15 protein-coding genes and 2 pseudogenes are annotated in these 16,691 nt (G+C 48.6%); 14 read left to right on the top strand and 3 right to left on the bottom strand.

What is annotated here, in order from left to right; all coding sequences use genetic code 11:
• Positions 1-36 precede the first annotated feature (36 nt).
• The 3 genes from LH51_RS03495 (at position 37) to LH51_RS03505 (ending at position 4,321) form a co-directional block, all read left to right on the top strand.
• Positions 37-1,773, top strand: coding sequence for a PHA/PHB synthase family protein (locus LH51_RS03495; RefSeq protein WP_036519738.1), 1,737 nt, complete (start codon positions 37-39; stop codon positions 1,771-1,773).
• Positions 1,774-1,887: 114 nt separating this feature from the next.
• Positions 1,888-3,264: an MATE family efflux transporter gene (locus LH51_RS03500; protein ID WP_052063403.1), complete on the top strand. Its 1,377-nt coding sequence runs from the start codon at positions 1,888-1,890 to the stop codon at positions 3,262-3,264.
• The gene (locus LH51_RS03505; protein WP_036519740.1) at positions 3,248-4,321 is read left to right on the top strand and encodes a DUF3080 family protein; all 1,074 of its coding nucleotides are present in this window, start codon (positions 3,248-3,250) and stop codon (positions 4,319-4,321) included. Before LH51_RS03500 ends, LH51_RS03505 begins: the two co-directional genes overlap by 17 nt.
• A 13-nt stretch (positions 4,322-4,334) precedes the next feature.
• Here LH51_RS03505 and LH51_RS03510 read toward each other — a convergent pair whose 3' ends face one another.
• The 3 genes from LH51_RS03510 to rlmM form a co-directional block, all read right to left on the bottom strand.
• Positions 4,335-4,934 carry a ProQ/FINO family protein gene (locus tag LH51_RS03510; protein ID WP_081960640.1) on the bottom strand — a complete coding sequence of 200 codons (600 nt, stop codon included), beginning with the start codon at positions 4,932-4,934 and terminating at the stop codon, positions 4,335-4,337.
• Positions 4,903-5,145 (bottom strand): sulfurtransferase TusA, encoded by a 243-nt coding sequence (tusA, locus tag LH51_RS03515; protein ID WP_036519742.1) that lies wholly within the window; start codon positions 5,143-5,145, stop codon positions 4,903-4,905. The genes LH51_RS03510 and tusA overlap by 32 nt, the downstream gene beginning before the upstream one ends.
• A gap of 98 nt (positions 5,146-5,243) precedes the next feature.
• A complete protein-coding gene (gene rlmM / locus LH51_RS03520) occupies positions 5,244-6,308 on the bottom strand; it encodes a 23S rRNA (cytidine(2498)-2'-O)-methyltransferase RlmM (protein ID WP_036519743.1) in 1,065 nt (354 codons plus the stop codon).
• A gap of 382 nt (positions 6,309-6,690) precedes the next feature.
• On the opposite strand from rlmM, the gene ccoN reads away from it, so the two are divergent.
• The 11 genes and pseudogenes from ccoN to hemN form a co-directional block, all read left to right on the top strand.
• Complete coding sequence (gene ccoN / locus LH51_RS03525; protein WP_036519745.1) at positions 6,691-8,127, top strand: cytochrome-c oxidase, cbb3-type subunit I; 1,437 nt, start codon at positions 6,691-6,693, stop codon at positions 8,125-8,127.
• 22 nt (positions 8,128-8,149) lie between these two features.
• Positions 8,150-8,767 carry a cytochrome-c oxidase, cbb3-type subunit II gene (gene ccoO, locus LH51_RS03530; RefSeq protein WP_442934809.1) on the top strand — a complete coding sequence of 206 codons (618 nt, stop codon included), beginning with the start codon at positions 8,150-8,152 and terminating at the stop codon, positions 8,765-8,767.
• A gap of 6 nt (positions 8,768-8,773) precedes the next feature.
• Positions 8,774-9,085: a cbb3-type cytochrome oxidase subunit 3 gene (locus LH51_RS20370; RefSeq protein ID WP_036519746.1), complete on the top strand. Its 312-nt coding sequence runs from the start codon at positions 8,774-8,776 to the stop codon at positions 9,083-9,085.
• Positions 8,973-9,215, top strand: a complete 243-nt coding sequence (locus tag LH51_RS23995) for a cbb3-type cytochrome c oxidase N-terminal domain-containing protein (RefSeq protein WP_327124173.1) — start codon at positions 8,973-8,975, stop codon at positions 9,213-9,215. The genes LH51_RS20370 and LH51_RS23995 overlap by 113 nt, the downstream gene beginning before the upstream one ends.
• On the top strand, positions 9,163-9,864 hold the full coding sequence (ccoP, locus tag LH51_RS03540; protein ID WP_327124175.1) for a cytochrome-c oxidase, cbb3-type subunit III: 702 nt from the start codon (positions 9,163-9,165) through the stop codon (positions 9,862-9,864). Before LH51_RS23995 ends, ccoP begins: the two co-directional genes overlap by 53 nt.
• 136 nt (positions 9,865-10,000) lie before the next feature.
• Positions 10,001-11,419, top strand: a complete 1,419-nt coding sequence (gene ccoG, locus LH51_RS03545; protein WP_036519748.1) for a cytochrome c oxidase accessory protein CcoG — start codon at positions 10,001-10,003, stop codon at positions 11,417-11,419.
• Between the two features lie 74 nt (positions 11,420-11,493).
• Positions 11,494-12,009, top strand: a complete 516-nt coding sequence (locus tag LH51_RS03550) for a FixH family protein (RefSeq protein ID WP_036519750.1) — start codon at positions 11,494-11,496, stop codon at positions 12,007-12,009.
• A gap of 22 nt (positions 12,010-12,031) precedes the next feature.
• A pseudogene (locus LH51_RS03555) lies at positions 12,032-14,535 on the top strand (heavy metal translocating P-type ATPase).
• Entirely contained in the window at positions 14,535-14,735 is a 201-nt protein-coding gene (gene ccoS, locus LH51_RS03560) for a cbb3-type cytochrome oxidase assembly protein CcoS (protein ID WP_036519752.1), read from the top strand. Before LH51_RS03555 ends, ccoS begins: the two are co-directional and overlap by 1 nt.
• Positions 14,736-14,796: 61 nt before the next feature.
• Positions 14,797-15,395 (top strand): annotated as a pseudogene (locus LH51_RS03565) (sulfite exporter TauE/SafE family protein).
• A 58-nt stretch (positions 15,396-15,453) separates the two neighbouring features.
• Positions 15,454-16,691 (top strand): oxygen-independent coproporphyrinogen III oxidase (hemN, locus tag LH51_RS03570; RefSeq protein WP_327124176.1); only part of this gene is annotated, 1,238 nt, incomplete at its 3' end.

Genomic DNA, 16,691 nt, shown 5'->3' on the forward strand with positions numbered 1-16,691 from the left:
CTGATCAGCTAACCGGACGCATAACAGGCCGCACCTATGGATAAGAAAGACAATATTACCAACGACCCACAAGAATTCATCAACTACGTCAGTGAAGAAACCTCCAAGCTTTTGGAGATGTATTCAGCTACAGGTGGTGATGACATTTTTCGTCAATTCACAACCTCCTGGACCGAGCTGGCAACTCGTTCACTGGAAGACCCTACAGTCTGGATAAAAGCTATCGCTGATTATCAACAGGCACAAATGAATCTTTGGCGAAACATCTGGAGCGGTGCCAGCGAACAAATTGCTCAGCCATCAGCGGGTGATCGTCGCTTTCAGAACGAAGAATGGTCAAAAAATCCAATCTTTGATTACATCAAACAATCTTATCTGCTGTCGTCGAAAATGCTGACAGAAATGGCTGCCAATGCCAATTTATCTGATCAAGAGCAGAAAAAACTGGAATTTTATACCCAGCAGTATGTTGATGCACTATCACCCACCAACTTTGCTATTACCAATCCGGAAGTGTTGAACCAGGCACTGGAAACCAACGGCCAGAGTCTGATTGATGGCCTGAAAAACCTGCTGGGCGATATCGACAAAGGTCATATCACCATGACCGATGAAAATGCCTTTATACTGGGTGAGAATCTGGCCACCACCGAAGGTGCTGTGGTATTTCAGAATGATCTGTTCCAGTTGCTGCATTACAAGCCTGAGTGTGAGCAGGTTTATGACAAGCCGCTGCTGATAGTTCCACCCAGTATCAATAAATTTTATATTCTCGACCTGCAGCCACACAACTCTTATGTTAAATATTGTGTAGAACAGGGCTATAACGTCTTCCTGGTTGCCTGGGTGAATCCAAGCAAAGATATGAGCACTCTCAGCTGGGACGACTATGTAGAACGCGGCGTATTGAAAGCCATTGAAGTCACTAAAGAGATTGCCGAGTCCGATAAGGTCAATGCCGTTGCCTGGTGTGTTGGCGGTACGCTAATGGCCACGGCCTTGGCGGTTATGACAAACCGTAAGGATACCAGTGTCACCTCAGCGACCTTCCTCACCACGCTGACCGATTTCCGCGATCCGGGTGATATGAAAGTCTTTATTGACGAATACCAGGTCAAAACCCTGGAAGAAAAAGTCAACAAAGAAGGCATCCTGCATGGTCGTGAGCTTTCCACATCCTTCAACATGTTGCGCTCAAATGATCTGATCTGGTCCTACGTAGTAAACAACTATTTGAAAGGACAGACTCCGCCTCCTTTCGATATTCTGTTCTGGAACAGTGACCCCACCAACCTGCCAGCCAGAATGTACACCTTCTATCTGAACAAGATGTACCTGGAAAACAAACTGGTTGAACCAGGTGGATTGACCATTTGTGGTGAGTCTATTGATCTGGGCAAAGTGAAAACGCCTTGCTACTTCTTCTCCGCTGTTGAAGACCATATCGCCCCCTGGAAGAGCACTTTTTCGGCTACAGAAACCTTCAAAGGACCGCTGGAATTTGTCCTGGGTGCCAGCGGCCATGTTGCCGGTGTTATCAACCCGGCATCGAAAAACCGTCGTCACTACTGGATCAAGGGTGAAGTCGGCAAAGGGCCTGATCACTGGCTGGAAACCGCCGAGAAGCAGGAAGGCTCCTGGTGGCCACACTGGTCTGAATGGCTGAAACGCCGTGCAGGCAAAAAAATTGATGCTCCCAAGGATTACGGCAACGCTACGCACAAACCGATTGAAGCCGCCCCGGGTAGTTATGTTAAAGTTCGTCTGGACTGATAGCCTGGCAATCTGAGGATAACACCGAAGGGCGCTGATCAGCGCCCTTTTTTAATCTACTTTAAACAACTAATGGCATCGAGAGTCCGGCTCCGATGGCACGACAACTAATTAATGAACAGACCCCTCAGCCCTTCCTATTTCAGTATCAAAAAAGCTGAAATCAAAACCCTGATGCTACTCGCCTGGCCAATTATGATTGCTCAGCTGGCACAAAACACTATGGGTTTTGTTGATACGCTCATGTCAGCACGCGCTGGTAGCGAAGACCTCGCCGCCATTGCTCTCGGCACCAGCCTGTGGATACCCATTTATCTGGCATTTTCCGGCATCCTAATGGCTGTCACACCTTTGGTTGCCCACCTGGTTGGTGGCAGAAAAGATAGTGATACACCCAGTATTTTCCACCAAGGTGTTTGGGTTGCGCTATTACTGGGAATCATTTCTTTCTGGCTACTGCAGAATACACAGCCCCTGCTGTCACTGTTATCCCTGGAAGCCTCACTGGAAGATAAGACCCGAGGCTACCTGGAAGCGATTTCCTGGGGCTTTCCAGCTTTAATGGTCTACCAAACCATCCGCGGCTTTAGTGAAGGCTATGGTAAGACTCGCGCCATCATGAAAATTGCACTACTGGCATTGCTGTGCAACATCCCGTTGAATTATATATTTATTTTTGGAAAATTTGGATTACCTGAACTGGGGGGTGTAGGCTGCGGCTGGGCCAGCGCCATTGTCATGTGGATTATGCTGACAGCTGGTATTACCTACACCCGGCAGAGCCAGCAATTTAGTCGACTACCTTTGTGGTATCCGTGGCACAGGCCTGATTTCAGTCGTATCGCACTATTCCTGCGTCTGGGAATCCCCATCGGCATTGCCCTGCTTATAGAAGCCAGCATGTTCAGTGTTATCGCATTGCTTTTGGCACCTTATGGCGAAGTCGTTTTGGCCGCGCATCAAATCACCATCAGCTATACCGGCATGGTGTTCATGGTACCGCTAAGTATCGCTATGGCGCTCACCATTCGTGTTGGCCAACTGAAGGGCGCTGGTGAACTGGCGCAAGCACGCCTGGCTGCTTTTACCGGCATTCAGTTCACCCTCGCTGTAGCACTCATCACAACACTACTAACCATACTGTTAGCCCAACAGATTGCACAGCTGTACACACCCGATGCAGAGATAGTGACACTGGCTATACTACTATTAACCATCGCGGCGCTGTTCCAGTTTTCGGATGCGTTGCAGGTCAGTGCGGCAGGCGCACTTAGAGGCTATAAAGATACGTTTATTCCCTTACTACTGGTCTTCGTGTCTTTCTGGCTGATCGGTCTGCCTGCAGGTTATATTTTGGGGATGACCAGCTGGCTGGTTCCTGCCATGGGAGCAGCAGGTTTCTGGTATGGACTGCTGATCGGCCTGAGTGCAGGTGCCGTAATGCTGATGACACGCCTGAACCGAGTATCTCAATATGTGGAGACCACTTAGCCTGCTACTTCTGATCAGCCTGTTGTATGGCTGTGGCGAACCCAATGCAGAAAAAATGCTGCAGGATTATACCCGCCGGGTAAGCAATGCGCTGGATGAACCGATTGGGTTTTCACCCGGAAACTCGCCCTTCCCAGCATTTCCACCGCGCAGAGAACGCCTGCTGCCTGTTGAGGGGTTACGTGAAGGCCTGATTGACGTTTTGCAACTGCGCCATTGCGATCTGCTACCTTTAATTGCTGAACGTAACAGCAATCTTGGCCGGGTGATGACACCCTCTCAGACTCTGAAATATGAGCTACGTTTTTTACCAGCTGTTGAAGCCTGTGAGCAAGATCTGTCGCAGCGTGTGGAAACAGATGACACATTAGTACCTCTGCTGCATAGAGTCAGGCAGATTCTGCAACATAAACAGGAACAGCTGCCCCGGGTGATCTGGAACAGCATTTACACCAGTGAAGAGATGGAACAGCAGTTTTCCCGCTCATTTGAACCGCTACCCATGCACGCACAAGGCCTGGTTAATCAGGCCAGCAGCACACTGGACGCCTTTACGCTGATTAGCCAATTAGTCACACAAGAGACACCCTGGCCAGACAGTCATTTCATTAACGAAATAGAAGTCTATTATGAGCAACTCTATCGCATGCAATCAGGTCAGCAGTGGCTGCGTAGCGTATATCTGCTTAGTTACACCATGACGCAGGTTACCCAAGCCATTGAAGCTCGACTGGAGAGACGTCCAATCTGTTTTGATCAGCAACCCAACAACCGCTCCGTGATTATTCAAAATGTATTCAGGAATTTTTATGCAGCTGAATTCCAGCCTTACCTGGCACTGACGGATCAGTTCGGACGACACTGGCAAACCAGGCATCAGGCTATACAACAGCACTTACCACTACCACCCAGCTCTGAGGCATATTTCTCGCAGCTTTTTGATATTGAGGCTCAAGACGGTGTGTTACACAGATTTCATCAGGCAAGGGAGAAACACACACAGGCCTGGCAGACACTACTCGCACATTGCGGGCTCAGTGTCGGCCAGACATTATGACTTTTACAGCGGATTAATTTCGATTATTCAATGACAGCAACTGATCCAGTTTACTACTCAGACGCTCTTCTTTTTCCTTTAATTTAGCTTCACGCGCCTGCTCTTTAATACGCTCACGACGCGCATCCTGCATAGCCTGTAACTTCCCCTTGGCGTGTTCAGCCTCTTCTGCCGTTACATTACCGGCAGGCTGGCCATCCAGACCAACACGCTCAGCTCCCTCCTGGAAACTGCGCAGATACTGGGGAGAGCGCACATACGAAGCTAAAGCTCGCTTGATTTTGGTACGTGACACCTTGTCATCAGCAACCAGATCTTCCTGGATACCAATTTTCAACGGCCGAACCTGATCGCGTGAAAAAACCTCAGGATAAGCATCCATCAGCAATTGCACAGCAGCTATATTCGCAGCACGATTTTTGTTTCGCTTGCCGCCTGCTGTTGCAGACCCGGTATTTTCACTATTTACTGATTCGCTCACTTTTTTACTCTCAACTCGCTGTCGTTTGTATTCGGCCTGATCAAGAATCTGTTCACATTCACGAAGTAACTGCTCTGTTCGCCGAGCAGCAAGCTCCGCTTCACTCAACACCTTTTCGAATATAGTACTCATAGCCATCTTCCTGCTGAAGCTGCGCAATCAATTCATGTCCCAAGAAAGTACAAAACCTTGGAATATCGCGCTGTGTAGACGGGTCAGTTGCTTTTACAAACACCACCTGTCCAGGCTGCATCTCCCGAACTTTTTTGTGCAACAGCATCACAGGCTCTGGACAAAACAGCCCGGAAGTATCCAGTGACATGTCTGATACGGGTTGACTCATCTGAGACTGCCAGCTTCCAGAAAAAGAGATACATTGTCTCAGAATTTTTGTGCCTTAGAAACCAGCTATTCACATTCATAGCAGGATTACCGGCATTATTACCGACGCAGATCCAGATAACAGGTCACTTCCTCCCGGTCATGATAAAGATGACGTGCAGAAAGACGGTGGCGAACACCTTCCCGCTCAAGCCCCAAACTGATCAGATTCAAGCATTGCTGTACTTCCTGATGGCGCTTTTTCATCGGCAACTTAAGATTAAAAATCATCTCACGACACCAACCCTGCAATGCCCATTGCAGCATAAGGGTGGCAACACGGGACGGTTTATCTGCCACATCACACACCAACCAATCAACCGGTTTGGATGGCTGGAAATAAAACGCATCTTCGCGGCAATGGGTAACCTGCCCCGATTCCATCAAATCTTCAGACATAGGACCGTTATCTACCGCTGTAACAAACATACCTTGTCGCACCAACTGCCAGGTCCAGCCTCCCGGTGCAGCTCCGAGGTCCACGGCGGTTTTACCGCCACCCAGACGCTCACCCCATTCATGACGTGGCACAAACCAATGCCAGGCTTCCTCAAGTTTCAGAGTTGAACGACTCGGTGCCTGCGCTGGAAACTTCAGTCGCCGTATCCCCATCTCCAAACCTGATCCATTATTAATCGGGCTAACACCGATGATCAGATGGCGGCCGGATAACACAAATAGATGCATGCGCCACTCTGCTCGCGCTTTCCGGGGCAACATAACCCCCTGCTGACGCAAGGCCTGCGCCATTGCAGAGCTGAACTTTCCGGCAAAGGGAAGCAGTTCTCGACCTTCCGTGGTGTCTGGCACCTCAGCCAGCAGCTCAGCACAGGGCGGTAACGACGCTATGGGCGCCAGCAACACACTCAACCGATCAGTAGCTGGCAACTGATCAAAGGGCTCCAGACAGGCACACCATTGACGCGTAAAGACCAGAGACCGAAATGATAACTGCTGCAGTAACGCAAGGGCATCACTCTGCAGCATGAAACGCACATAACCCGCATTACGTTCAAAGCGGACATAACCGGCACAGCCTGCTTCCAAAGCCTGTTCAGAAAACTCCACAGCGCATTCCGACTCAAACCCGGCACGACACTGCAATAAAACTGATGTAAATGACATAACAACTCGACCTTAAACATGGAAATGACAGCATAACCCGAATGATTACTGCAAAATACTTTTGATCCATATCAACTAAACATAAAAAAACACCAGCCACCGGTTAGACTAAAACACTACACAAAGGATTAATTAAAACAAATTATACATATAATAAAACTCTGAATTAATCACATATATATCAAATATATTCATATTTTTCAATTAATTATAAAAATCAAAACAAAACAACAAATCGAACATATCTTACAAGCATGATGTCCCGAACCCGCGACAAGCTGTCGCAGATAAACCCGAGATCACATTGAAATGAAGGGTAATTCACTGATAATCGCCGATGGAACTCTTCTTACTATTAACAGCTTGTTGATGAGAGCCTGATATGAGCATTGCAACTGATCATCCAACCTACAACTATAAGGTGGTGCGTCAATTCGCCATCATGACCGTAGTCTGGGGCATTGTCGGTATGACCGTAGGTGTACTGATAGCATCCCAGCTGGTCTGGCCGGCACTGAACTTTGACACAGCCTGGTTATCCTACGGACGTTTACGTCCGTTACACACCAATGCGGTAATTTTCGCATTTGGTGGTTCTGCCCTTTTTGCTACCTCTTACTACGTGGTGCAGCGTACCTGTCAGACTCGATTGATCTCTGACGGATTAGCCGCATTTACCTTCTGGGGTTGGCAACTGGTAATTGTACTGGCGGCAGTAACGCTGCCACTGGGGTTAACCTCAGCTAAAGAGTACGCTGAACTGGAATGGCCGATCGATATCCTGATCACTCTAGTCTGGGTGGTTTATGCGATCGTGTTTATGGGTACTGTCTTCAAACGCAAGACAGCTCATATCTATGTGGCCAACTGGTTCTACATGGCATTTATCCTGGTTATTGCTGTGCTGCACGTAGTTAACAGTGCTGCCATGCCAGTTACCATGATCAAATCCTACTCGGCTTACCCTGGTACTATCGATGCCATGGTGCAGTGGTGGTACGGTCACAACGCTGTAGGTTTCTTCCTGACAGCTGGCTTCCTCGGCATGATGTACTACTTCGTTCCGAAGCAAGCTAACCGTCCGGTCTACTCTTACCGTCTGTCGATCGTGCATTTCTGGGCGTTGATTGCCACCTATATGTGGGCAGGTGGTCACCACCTTCACTACTCAGCTCTGCCTGACTGGACACAGTCTGTAGGTATGGTTATGTCTTTGATTCTACTGGCTCCTTCCTGGGGTGGTATGATCAACGGTATGATGACGCTGTCAGGTGCCTGGCACAAACTGCGTACCGATCCTATCTTGCGCTTCCTGGTGGTTTCACTGTCATTCTATGGCATGTCTACCTTTGAAGGCCCGATGATGTCTATCAAGACAGTCAACGCTTTATCCCACAACACTGACTGGACAGTCGGTCACGTTCACTCCGGTGCACTGGGCTGGGTAGCGATGATTTCTATCGGTGCGATATACCACATGATTCCGAAACTGTTCGGCAAAGCACAGATGCACAGCGTTGGACTAATCAACGTACATTTCTGGCTGGCTACAATCGGAACCGTGCTTTATATCGTTTCCATGTGGGTAAACGGTATTCTGCAGGGCCTGATGTGGCGCGCAGTTAACCAGGACGGTACATTGACTTACAGCTTCGTTGAAGCGCTGGAAGCAAGTCATCCAGGTTATTTTGTTCGCGTGATCGGTGGTGCTATCTTCCTGTTAGGCATGTTTATCATGGCCTATAACGTCTGGCAGACAGTACGTGGCGGTAGCTCTGTTGAAGCCGCTGACGCTGAAACATCTGCACAGACCGCATGATTGGGGCGAGGAGCATACAGTAATGATTAAGCATGAAACTATTGAAAAGAATGCCGGCTTAATGGCAATTCTGATCATCATCGTGATCAGCTTCGGCGGCCTGGCAGAGATCGTGCCTTTGTTCTTCAAAGACTCTACGACTCAGCCAATTCAAGATATGCGCACCTATACAGCAACCGAGCTGGAAGGCCGTGATATCTATATTCGTGAAGGCTGCCATGTTTGCCACACTCAGATGATTCGCCCTTTCCGTGCAGAAACTGAGCGCTATGGGCATTTCTCTACCGCCAATGAGCACGTTTGGGAACACCCATTCCTATGGGGTTCTAAGCGTACCGGTCCAGATCTGGCCCGTGTAGGTGAGCGTTACTCTGATGATTGGCAGCGTGCGCACCTTTATAACCCGCGTGACGTTGTACCGACATCAAAAATGCCATCTTACCCATGGCTGTTTGAACGTCAGCTCAGTGGTGACCAAACTGCCAAGAAAATGGAAGTACTGAGAACCCTGGGTGTTCCCTATACTGATGAGCAGATTGCCAACGCCAAGTCTGATGTGCAGGGTGTTCTCGAGGTTGATGCACTGGTAGCTTACCTGCAGGCACTCGGTAAAACCCACTCAAACTATGATGTGCGGTAATCCATTGTGAGTTATGAAGTCTATGGCCCGTTCATGCCATTGATCATGCTGATCACATTCATCGGACTGTTTATCTGGGTACTATTACCTCAGAACAAAAAACATTTCGATGATGCTGCCAACCTCCCCTTCGCCGATGAAGATGAGGATGAAGGTGAGGCGCAGAAAAATGGCAATGAACGTGCCATAACGGGAGAGATGAGAAATGAGTGCTTTCTGGAGCGCATGGATTACGGTAATCACGCTTGGGGTTATCGTGGGTTGTATCTGGTTGCTTTTTTCAACCAAAAGAAGTCAGCCACATCAGGAACAAACTGAAGAAACTGTGGGACACTCTTTCGATGGTATCGAAGAGCTGGACAACCCAATGCCAAAATGGTGGTTTCAGATGTTTGTTGCCACTGTGGTTTTTGGTCTGGTCTATTTGTTGCTATACTGGCCTGGGTAACTTCAAAGGTCTACTTGGCTGGACGTCTACGGGGCAATGGGAAGAGGAAATGGCCTATGCTGAAGAGCATTATGCGCCGATCTTTGAGCGTTTTGCAGTGCTGTCAGTTGAAGAACTACAGCAGCCTGAAAATGCTGAAGGCCTGCGTATCGGCCAGCGCCTGTTCGCCAACAACTGTTCTGTCTGCCACGGTGTTGGTGGGGTTGGCTTTTACGGCTTCCCCAACCTGACCGACAGTGACTGGTTGTGGGGTGGCTCTGAAGAGGCAATCAAAGCTACCCTGCACCAGGGTCGTAATGGTGCTATGCCTGCATGGGGCGAGGTTCTGGGTGAAGATGGTGTGCGCGATATGGCTCACTATGTACTTGGCCTAAGCAATCGCGAACACGATACCGAGTCTGCTGCACGTGCAGAACCTCAGTTTGCGTCACTTTGTGCCGCCTGCCATATGCCTGATGGCACAGGCATGCACGCCTTAGGAGCACCCAACCTGACTGACGATACCTGGCTGTATGGCGGCGACTTTGAACAAATCGCCCACACTCTTCGCCATGGTCGTTTTGGGGTGATGCCAGCATTTAATGGACTTCTGACTGAAGACCAGAGACACCTGGTTACAGCTTACGTTATGAGTCTCAGCAACGACTAAGTGAAAATCAACTAAATAAAGGTGATATGATATAGGTCATATCACCTTTTTTTTTGGCATACTATCATTACTTAAGCATTCACTTATTCAATCAATCGAATAGCAATCACACTTGTTAAACGATGGCAGGCAGATCATGAACCAGATACCGGTCAAAGATGTAACCCCTGGAAAAGACAACAACAGTCAATCTTATGACTTATATGCCAAACGAGAGCATATCTACGTCAAATATTACAAAGGCTTTTTTAAAAACCTGCGCACCGCCGCTGGCTTTGTCATGCTGGCGATGTTTTTTGCTTTTTCATGGATACAGTATGATGGTCGACAGGCCGTTCTTTTCGATCTGCCCAATCGTCAGTTCCATATATTTGGAATGACTTTCTGGCCCCAAGACTTCATGCTGCTGTCCTGGCTGTTGATCATTCTGGCTTTTATCCTGTTTTTTGTAACCGTTTTTGCGGGGCGGCTCTGGTGTGGCTACGCCTGCCCTCAGTTTGTATGGACCTGGTTTTTTATCTGGGCCGAGCGAATCACCGAAGGTGACCGCAACAAACGCATGCGTCTGGATAAAGGACCCATGAATGGCGAAAAGTTTCTGCGTAAAGCCGCTAAACACGTCATATGGATTGTTATTGCAGCAGCTACCGCTATAGCTTTTGTTGGCTACTTCACTCCGATCCGCGAACTGCTACCCAGCATTCTTAGTGCTGACCTTGGGCCTTGGGAGCTCTGGTGGCTAGGCTTTTTAACTGTTGCCACCTACGGCAATGCGGGCTGGTTGCGCGAACAGGTATGTATCTACATGTGTCCTTATGCACGCTTTCAGAGCGTGATGTTTGATCAGGACACCTTAGTTATCTCTTACGACGAGGCTCGCGGTGAAAAACGCGGCAAACGCAAAAAAGACACTGACTATAAAGCTGAAGGTCTGGGTGACTGTATCGATTGCTACGCCTGCGTTAACGTCTGCCCCGTTGGTATCGACATCCGTGATGGGTTGCAGTACGAGTGTGTAGCTTGTGGTGCGTGTATTGACGCCTGTGACGAAATCATGAACAAAATGGGTTATGAACCCGGTTTGGTTCGCTATACCACCGAGCACTCCCTTAACGGAAAACCAACTAAATTTCTTCGTCCACGCTTGATGGGTTACCTGACAGCTGTTGTCATTATGTGCGCAGCGTTTGTCTATGTATTATCAAATCGTGTTCCAATTGAATTTGAAGCCATACGTGACCGTGGTGCTCTATTCAACGAAGTCAGTGGCAGTCTGATTCAAAACGTATACACACTTAAAGTTGCTAACAAAGAGCAGGTAGACAGGCGCTACCGGATTACTGTAGAGGGCATTGATGGACTGCAAATGGTGAACGATTCTGAAGTGAATGTAAGTGCCGGTGAGCTTATCGATTACCCGATTCGGGTTCAAATAGAGAAAAATAAACTCAGCACCGCGAACTCATCGATTATTTTCACTGTCGAAACCGTGGATGAACCTAAAGTTACTGCAACGGTCGAAAGTCGCTTTATGGGCCCACCACCGTCACGGTAAGGGTAAAAATTCCAACTGTTTTTTAGTATAATAGGCGGCAATAAACTTGCCGCCTGTTCTTATGAGGTCTCTTAATGAGTCAAGATTCTGTCCAAATCATCCCTTGGTACAAACAACCCTGGCTGTGGTTTATTCTAACTCCCATACTGGCGGCTATGACAGTTGGCTTTATTATGCTGTCCGTTTCTATTACTCAGCAGCGCATAGATCCACCGCTGAATAAGGAATTCGTTCGAGATGGTCGTGGCTATGCTATTGATGAAACCATGATAGAGAATGCCAAAAAACTGGGCCTAAGTGCTAATCTCAAACTGGATACAGAAACCGGCGAAGCCATACTGACCATGCTGGGCGATCTACCAGCCAACCTGTCGACACTGGAGTTACATGTTAAGGTGGGCGCCAATCATGAACGAGACCATGTTATCCAGCTTCACCGCTTGGGTAATCTACCTCAGTTCAATGGCAGCCTGACACATCCCATTACGGCACGTTCAACCTTTCTACTCATATCACCTGAAGGTAAATGGAAACTCATGCTGGATGCTCGCCCTCCCTTTGAAAATAAGGTCCTGGCATTTATTCCGTAACAGGACTGATTGGAAGTAACTGATGCAAGCAGTCAACCGAAAGACAGATCCTGAACAGTGTTTCCACTGTGGCTCTGACATACCTCCAGCCAGTCAATTTTTCACACGCATCAACGACGAAGATAAGCGTATGTGCTGCCCTGGTTGTCAGGCAGTGGCTCAAACGATCGTTTCCGGGGGACTGGATAACTTTTACCAGCATCGTGGTGATGAGCTCAGCCCCACTACAGCTGATTTATCCGAGATTGCATCACTGACCCAAGAATTGGCGCTCTACGACAATCAAGAAATTCAGCAAGCGTTTGTCACGGGGCAGAATACAGAAGCGCACACAGCGACACTTGTTATTGAAGGAATAAGTTGTGCAGCCTGTGTGTGGCTGTTGGAGCAACACCTGTCAAAGCAAGCTGGTGTAATCAAGTTCAGTGTTAATCTGGCTAATCACCGTGCCCGCTTGATCTGGCATCCAGATCAAGCCAAGCTAAGTCATTTATTGGCCGAAGTGATTCGTATCGGTTACAAAGCTCACCCTTACCATCCTGATAAAGAAGAGCAACTTCTGGTACAGGAAAGCAAGCGCTCCATTATTCGCTTAGGCGTGGCGGGCATCGGATCCATGCAGGCCATGATGTTTGCAGCCGCTATTTATGCGGCCGATATAGCTGGCACAGGTATGGATGAAAAATATGTCATGTTGATGCGCTGGGCCAGCATGATTGTTGCAACGCCAGTCGTGCTCTATGCCGCACTGCCTTTTCTAAAAAACGCTTTTCGCGACATCAAAGCCAGACACCTAACCATGGATATTCCTGTCTCCATTGCTATTTGGGGAGGCTATATTGCCAGCGTCTGGGCAACTATGTTCAATACAGGTGATATCTATTTCGAATCAGTCACCATGTTTGCTTTTTTCCTCCTGATCGGCCGCTATATGGAGATGAAGGCCAGGCAACGTACAGGACGGGCTGGCAATGCATTACTTAATCTTATTCCGGCCAGTGCTGTGCGTATAACCCCGGAAGGTGAAGAAGAGCTGGTTGCAGCAAGCTCACTGCAACCAGGGGATAGAGTTCGCATCAAGCCGGGACAAACAATTCCAGCTGACGGATTAATCATTAAAGGCTTCTCTTCAGTAGATGAATCCGCCCTGACCGGTGAATATATGCCGGTCTCAAAAAAGTGTCAGGATGCATTGGTAGGCGGTACTATTAATATAGAAAACCCGGTAGAGATGCAGGTTAGCGCGGTGGGTCAAAATAGTCGTATATCATCGATTGTCAGACTGCTGGACCGTGCTCAAAGTGAAAAGCCTTATGTGGCCCGAGTAGCAGATCATATTGCGCGCTATTTTGTTGGCGCTACGTTGATTGTTGCGGCTTGTGTCTCCACAGCCTGGTACTTCATTGAACCGGCCAGTGCGTTCTGGATCACCCTCTCCGTTCTGGTTGTTACCTGCCCTGTGCTCTATCACTCGCCACACCCACGGCACTGACAGCCGCTACAGGCACACTTCGACAACAGGGCTTATTGATTACCAGAGGCCATGTACTGGAATCTTTCAGTAAAGCCACACATATTATTTTTGATAAAACCGGAACACTCACTGAGGGCCGCTTGGCTATTCAGGAAACACTCCCACTTAACGGCACTTCGCCGGCTGATGCCCTTAACTGGGGAGCCGCGCTTGAATCTCTATCCGAGCACCCTATAGGACGTGCTTTTACTCCTTGGTATACCGCAGCGGCTGAGGCCATCCAGGTATCTGTCAGTCAAGGTATAGAGGGTATTATAGATGGAAAACACTATCGTATCGGTAAACCCGACTATGTAATGCAGTTATCCGGGCAGCCTGTTCCTGCTATGCCCGACCAGCTACGTCAGTGGATATTACTGGGTGATGAATTTCAGGCACTGTCCTGGTTCGCACTGGATGATCAAATCCGTCGCGAGACTCGCCAGGCCATTCAAGAGCTCAAAGTACTGGGGCTAAGTGTAGAGATACTCACCGGTGATACATCACCCGCCGTACAGCGCATAGCTGAAAAGCTGGATATAGATCAGATCAATAGTGGCATGAGCCCAGAGCAAAAACTGGAACATATCCGCAAACTCCAGGCTGAAGGCAAGCAAACCATCATGGTAGGTGATGGTATTAACGACATACCAGTACTCGTTGGTGCACAGACATCGGTATCCATGGGTGCAGCTACTGATCTGGCAAAAACCAATGCCGATGCCGTATTGACCAACAACAATCTGCAAACCCTGGCTGAAGGCATCCGCCTGGCGCGCAAGACTCGAACGATCATTAAAGAAAACCTGGGTTTTTCTCTGCTGTACAATATCATTGCGCTACCGGCGGCTGCCCTGGGACTGGTTCCACCCTATATTGCGGCCATCGGCATGACGGCAAGTTCATTGATTGTAACCGGTAATGCCATGCGCCTGGCACGTCGTGCCAGAAAACCACAAACCACTCAGACGGCTCCACTGCCTGAGTCCGTTAAAGCCAAGGCAGGTACCTGATGGAAATTATCATTATTTTGATTCCAATCGCTCTGATATTAACTGGAATAGCCTTCTGGGCGTTTTTCTGGAGCGTTAATAGCGGTCAGTTCGATGATCTGGATTCACCCGCTCACAGCATTCTCTATGACGATGATGATGACATGATCCCGGATGATGCCAAAGTAGATCCAAAGAGTAACCGGAAATCGGATGACTGAACCCCTGCTGCTGACAACGGCTTTTCTGATCGGCCTACTCGGCAGTACCCACTGCATCGGCATGTGTGGTGGCATAGCGGCCAGTGTTGGACTGAACACTCAGGGTGGCAGATATCCAGCCTGGCTGATACTGCTGGGGTATAATCTTGGTCGTATCAGTAGCTATACCCTTGCAGGTGCTTTAATAGGCGTTGCTGGTGCTCTGGTCGCAACAGGCACCACCGGCATGATACTGCAAATATTCGCTGGCATACTGCTTATAGCTATGGGGCTTTATGTAGGCAGTGGTGGTTTGGCATTACCCGACTGGAAAAAATGGGTGGGCATCTCTGGCGGCATATACAACCCCATGCGGCCAGAATTTTGCCTGTGAGTAACCCACAACAAGCCATTTTACTGGGGGTACTCTGGGGCTGGTTACCTTGTGGCTTGGTTTATAGCACATTACTCTGGTCTTCAGCGGCGGGTAGCTGGCAACAAAGCGCCTTACTGATGGCTGCATTTGGATTGGGTACCTTACCCGCCATGTTTACCACTGGGTTACTGGCCCGCCAGGTACGCAGCATTATGCAGAAACGTCTGACGCGTCGCATTGCCGGCGCAGTGATTATCGTATTTGGTATTTATACCTTGCCACTCAACAGTCTGCTTAACCTGTAAAATTAGCAGACTGCTACGTACAAGGTTTTTAAAGATTGATTTAATTGAGGTATTTTTGGTGATAAATGATAGCCGCATTGTATGGGATATGGATCTGATTAAACGCTATGATCTGTCAGGCCCACGCTATACATCCTACCCGACAGCCGTACAGTTTGATCCGGCACTTTCACCGCAAGCACTGATCAGTGAAGGACAGTCCTCAGCAGATAAGGCCGCACCTTTGTCGCTGTATGTGCATATCCCCTTTTGTGCCCATGTTTGTTATTACTGCGCCTGCAACAAGGTTATTACCCGCAACCGTGATCGTGCTCAACCCTATCTTGATACCGTTTATCGCGAAATGGCACAGTTGTCGCAATGGTACAGTGATGACAGAATCGTAGACCAGTTGCATTGGGGTGGCGGTACACCGACGTTTATCAGTGATGAACAGATGCATGAATTGATGTCGACCCTACGCAGCCGATTCAATCTACGTGATGATGACAAGGGTGACTACTCAATTGAAATAGACCCGCGTGAAGCCAGCCCGGAAACGCTTGAAGTGTTGCGTAAAACTGGCTTTAACCGGATCAGTCTTGGAGTACAGGATCTTGATCACCGGGTACAAACTGCCGTTAACCGCGTACAACCCCTGGAACAAACCCAAGCCGTACTGGACAAGTCACGACAACTGGGCTTTTCATCCATCAATATGGATCTGATTTACGGCTTGCCACATCAGTCAGAGCAAAGTTTTGACGCGACTTTGGATGTAGTGATCGGCATGAACCCGGATCGATTATCTGTATTCAATTATGCACACCTTCCAGACAGGTTTCGTTCCCAAAAGCATATTAATCCTGAAGAACTACCCTCTCCAGAAACCAAATTAGCCATTCTTCAGAACACCATCGACAAGCTACTCAATGCAGGTTATGTCTATATCGGCATGGATCATTTCGCCAAACCCGATGACACACTAGCACTGGCCCAGGCCGCTGGCCAGTTGCACCGCAACTTCCAGGGCTACACTACACATGCGGAATGTGATCTGGTTGCTATGGGTGTATCGGCTATTAGTCAGATTGGCCGGGTATATTACCAGAATGAACATGACCTGGCGGCCTATACACAAGCAGTCACACAACAGCAACATGCAATCAAACGCGGTGTCTGTCTGAGTGATGATGATATTGTCCGAGGCGCCGTAATCAACCAGTTGATTTGTCATTTTGAACTCGATCCGGCTGTCATCGAGCAACGCTTCAACCTGAACTTTGATCAGTACTTTGCGGCTGAACTAGCAGAGCT

The organism is Nitrincola sp. A-D6 (assembly GCF_000764495.1).
Lineage (GTDB): Bacteria > Pseudomonadota > Gammaproteobacteria > Pseudomonadales > Balneatricaceae > Nitrincola.

Bases quoted from the DNA above. Each gene is read 5' to 3' on its own strand.
- ccoS (WP_036519752.1), top strand. From the start codon at position 14,535: ATGGAAATTATCATTATTTTGATTCCAATCGCTCTGATATTAACTGGA.
- LH51_RS03510 (WP_081960640.1), bottom strand. From the start codon at position 4,934: ATGAGTACTATATTCGAAAAGGTGTTGAGTGAAGCGGAGCTTGCTGCT.
- rlmM (WP_036519743.1), bottom strand. From the start codon at position 6,308: ATGTCATTTACATCAGTTTTATTGCAGTGTCGTGCCGGGTTTGAGTCG.
- ccoO (WP_442934809.1), top strand. From the start codon at position 8,150: ATGATTAAGCATGAAACTATTGAAAAGAATGCCGGCTTAATGGCAATT.
- LH51_RS23995 (WP_327124173.1), top strand. From the start codon at position 8,973: ATGAGTGCTTTCTGGAGCGCATGGATTACGGTAATCACGCTTGGGGTT.
- ccoN (WP_036519745.1), top strand. From the start codon at position 6,691: ATGAGCATTGCAACTGATCATCCAACCTACAACTATAAGGTGGTGCGT.
- tusA (WP_036519742.1), bottom strand. From the start codon at position 5,145: ATGAGTCAACCCGTATCAGACATGTCACTGGATACTTCCGGGCTGTTT.
- ccoG (WP_036519748.1), top strand. From the start codon at position 10,001: ATGAACCAGATACCGGTCAAAGATGTAACCCCTGGAAAAGACAACAAC.
- LH51_RS03495 (WP_036519738.1), top strand. From the start codon at position 37: ATGGATAAGAAAGACAATATTACCAACGACCCACAAGAATTCATCAAC.
- LH51_RS03550 (WP_036519750.1), top strand. From the start codon at position 11,494: ATGAGTCAAGATTCTGTCCAAATCATCCCTTGGTACAAACAACCCTGG.
- LH51_RS03500 (WP_052063403.1), top strand. From the start codon at position 1,888: ATGAACAGACCCCTCAGCCCTTCCTATTTCAGTATCAAAAAAGCTGAA.
- LH51_RS03505 (WP_036519740.1), top strand. From the start codon at position 3,248: ATGTGGAGACCACTTAGCCTGCTACTTCTGATCAGCCTGTTGTATGGC.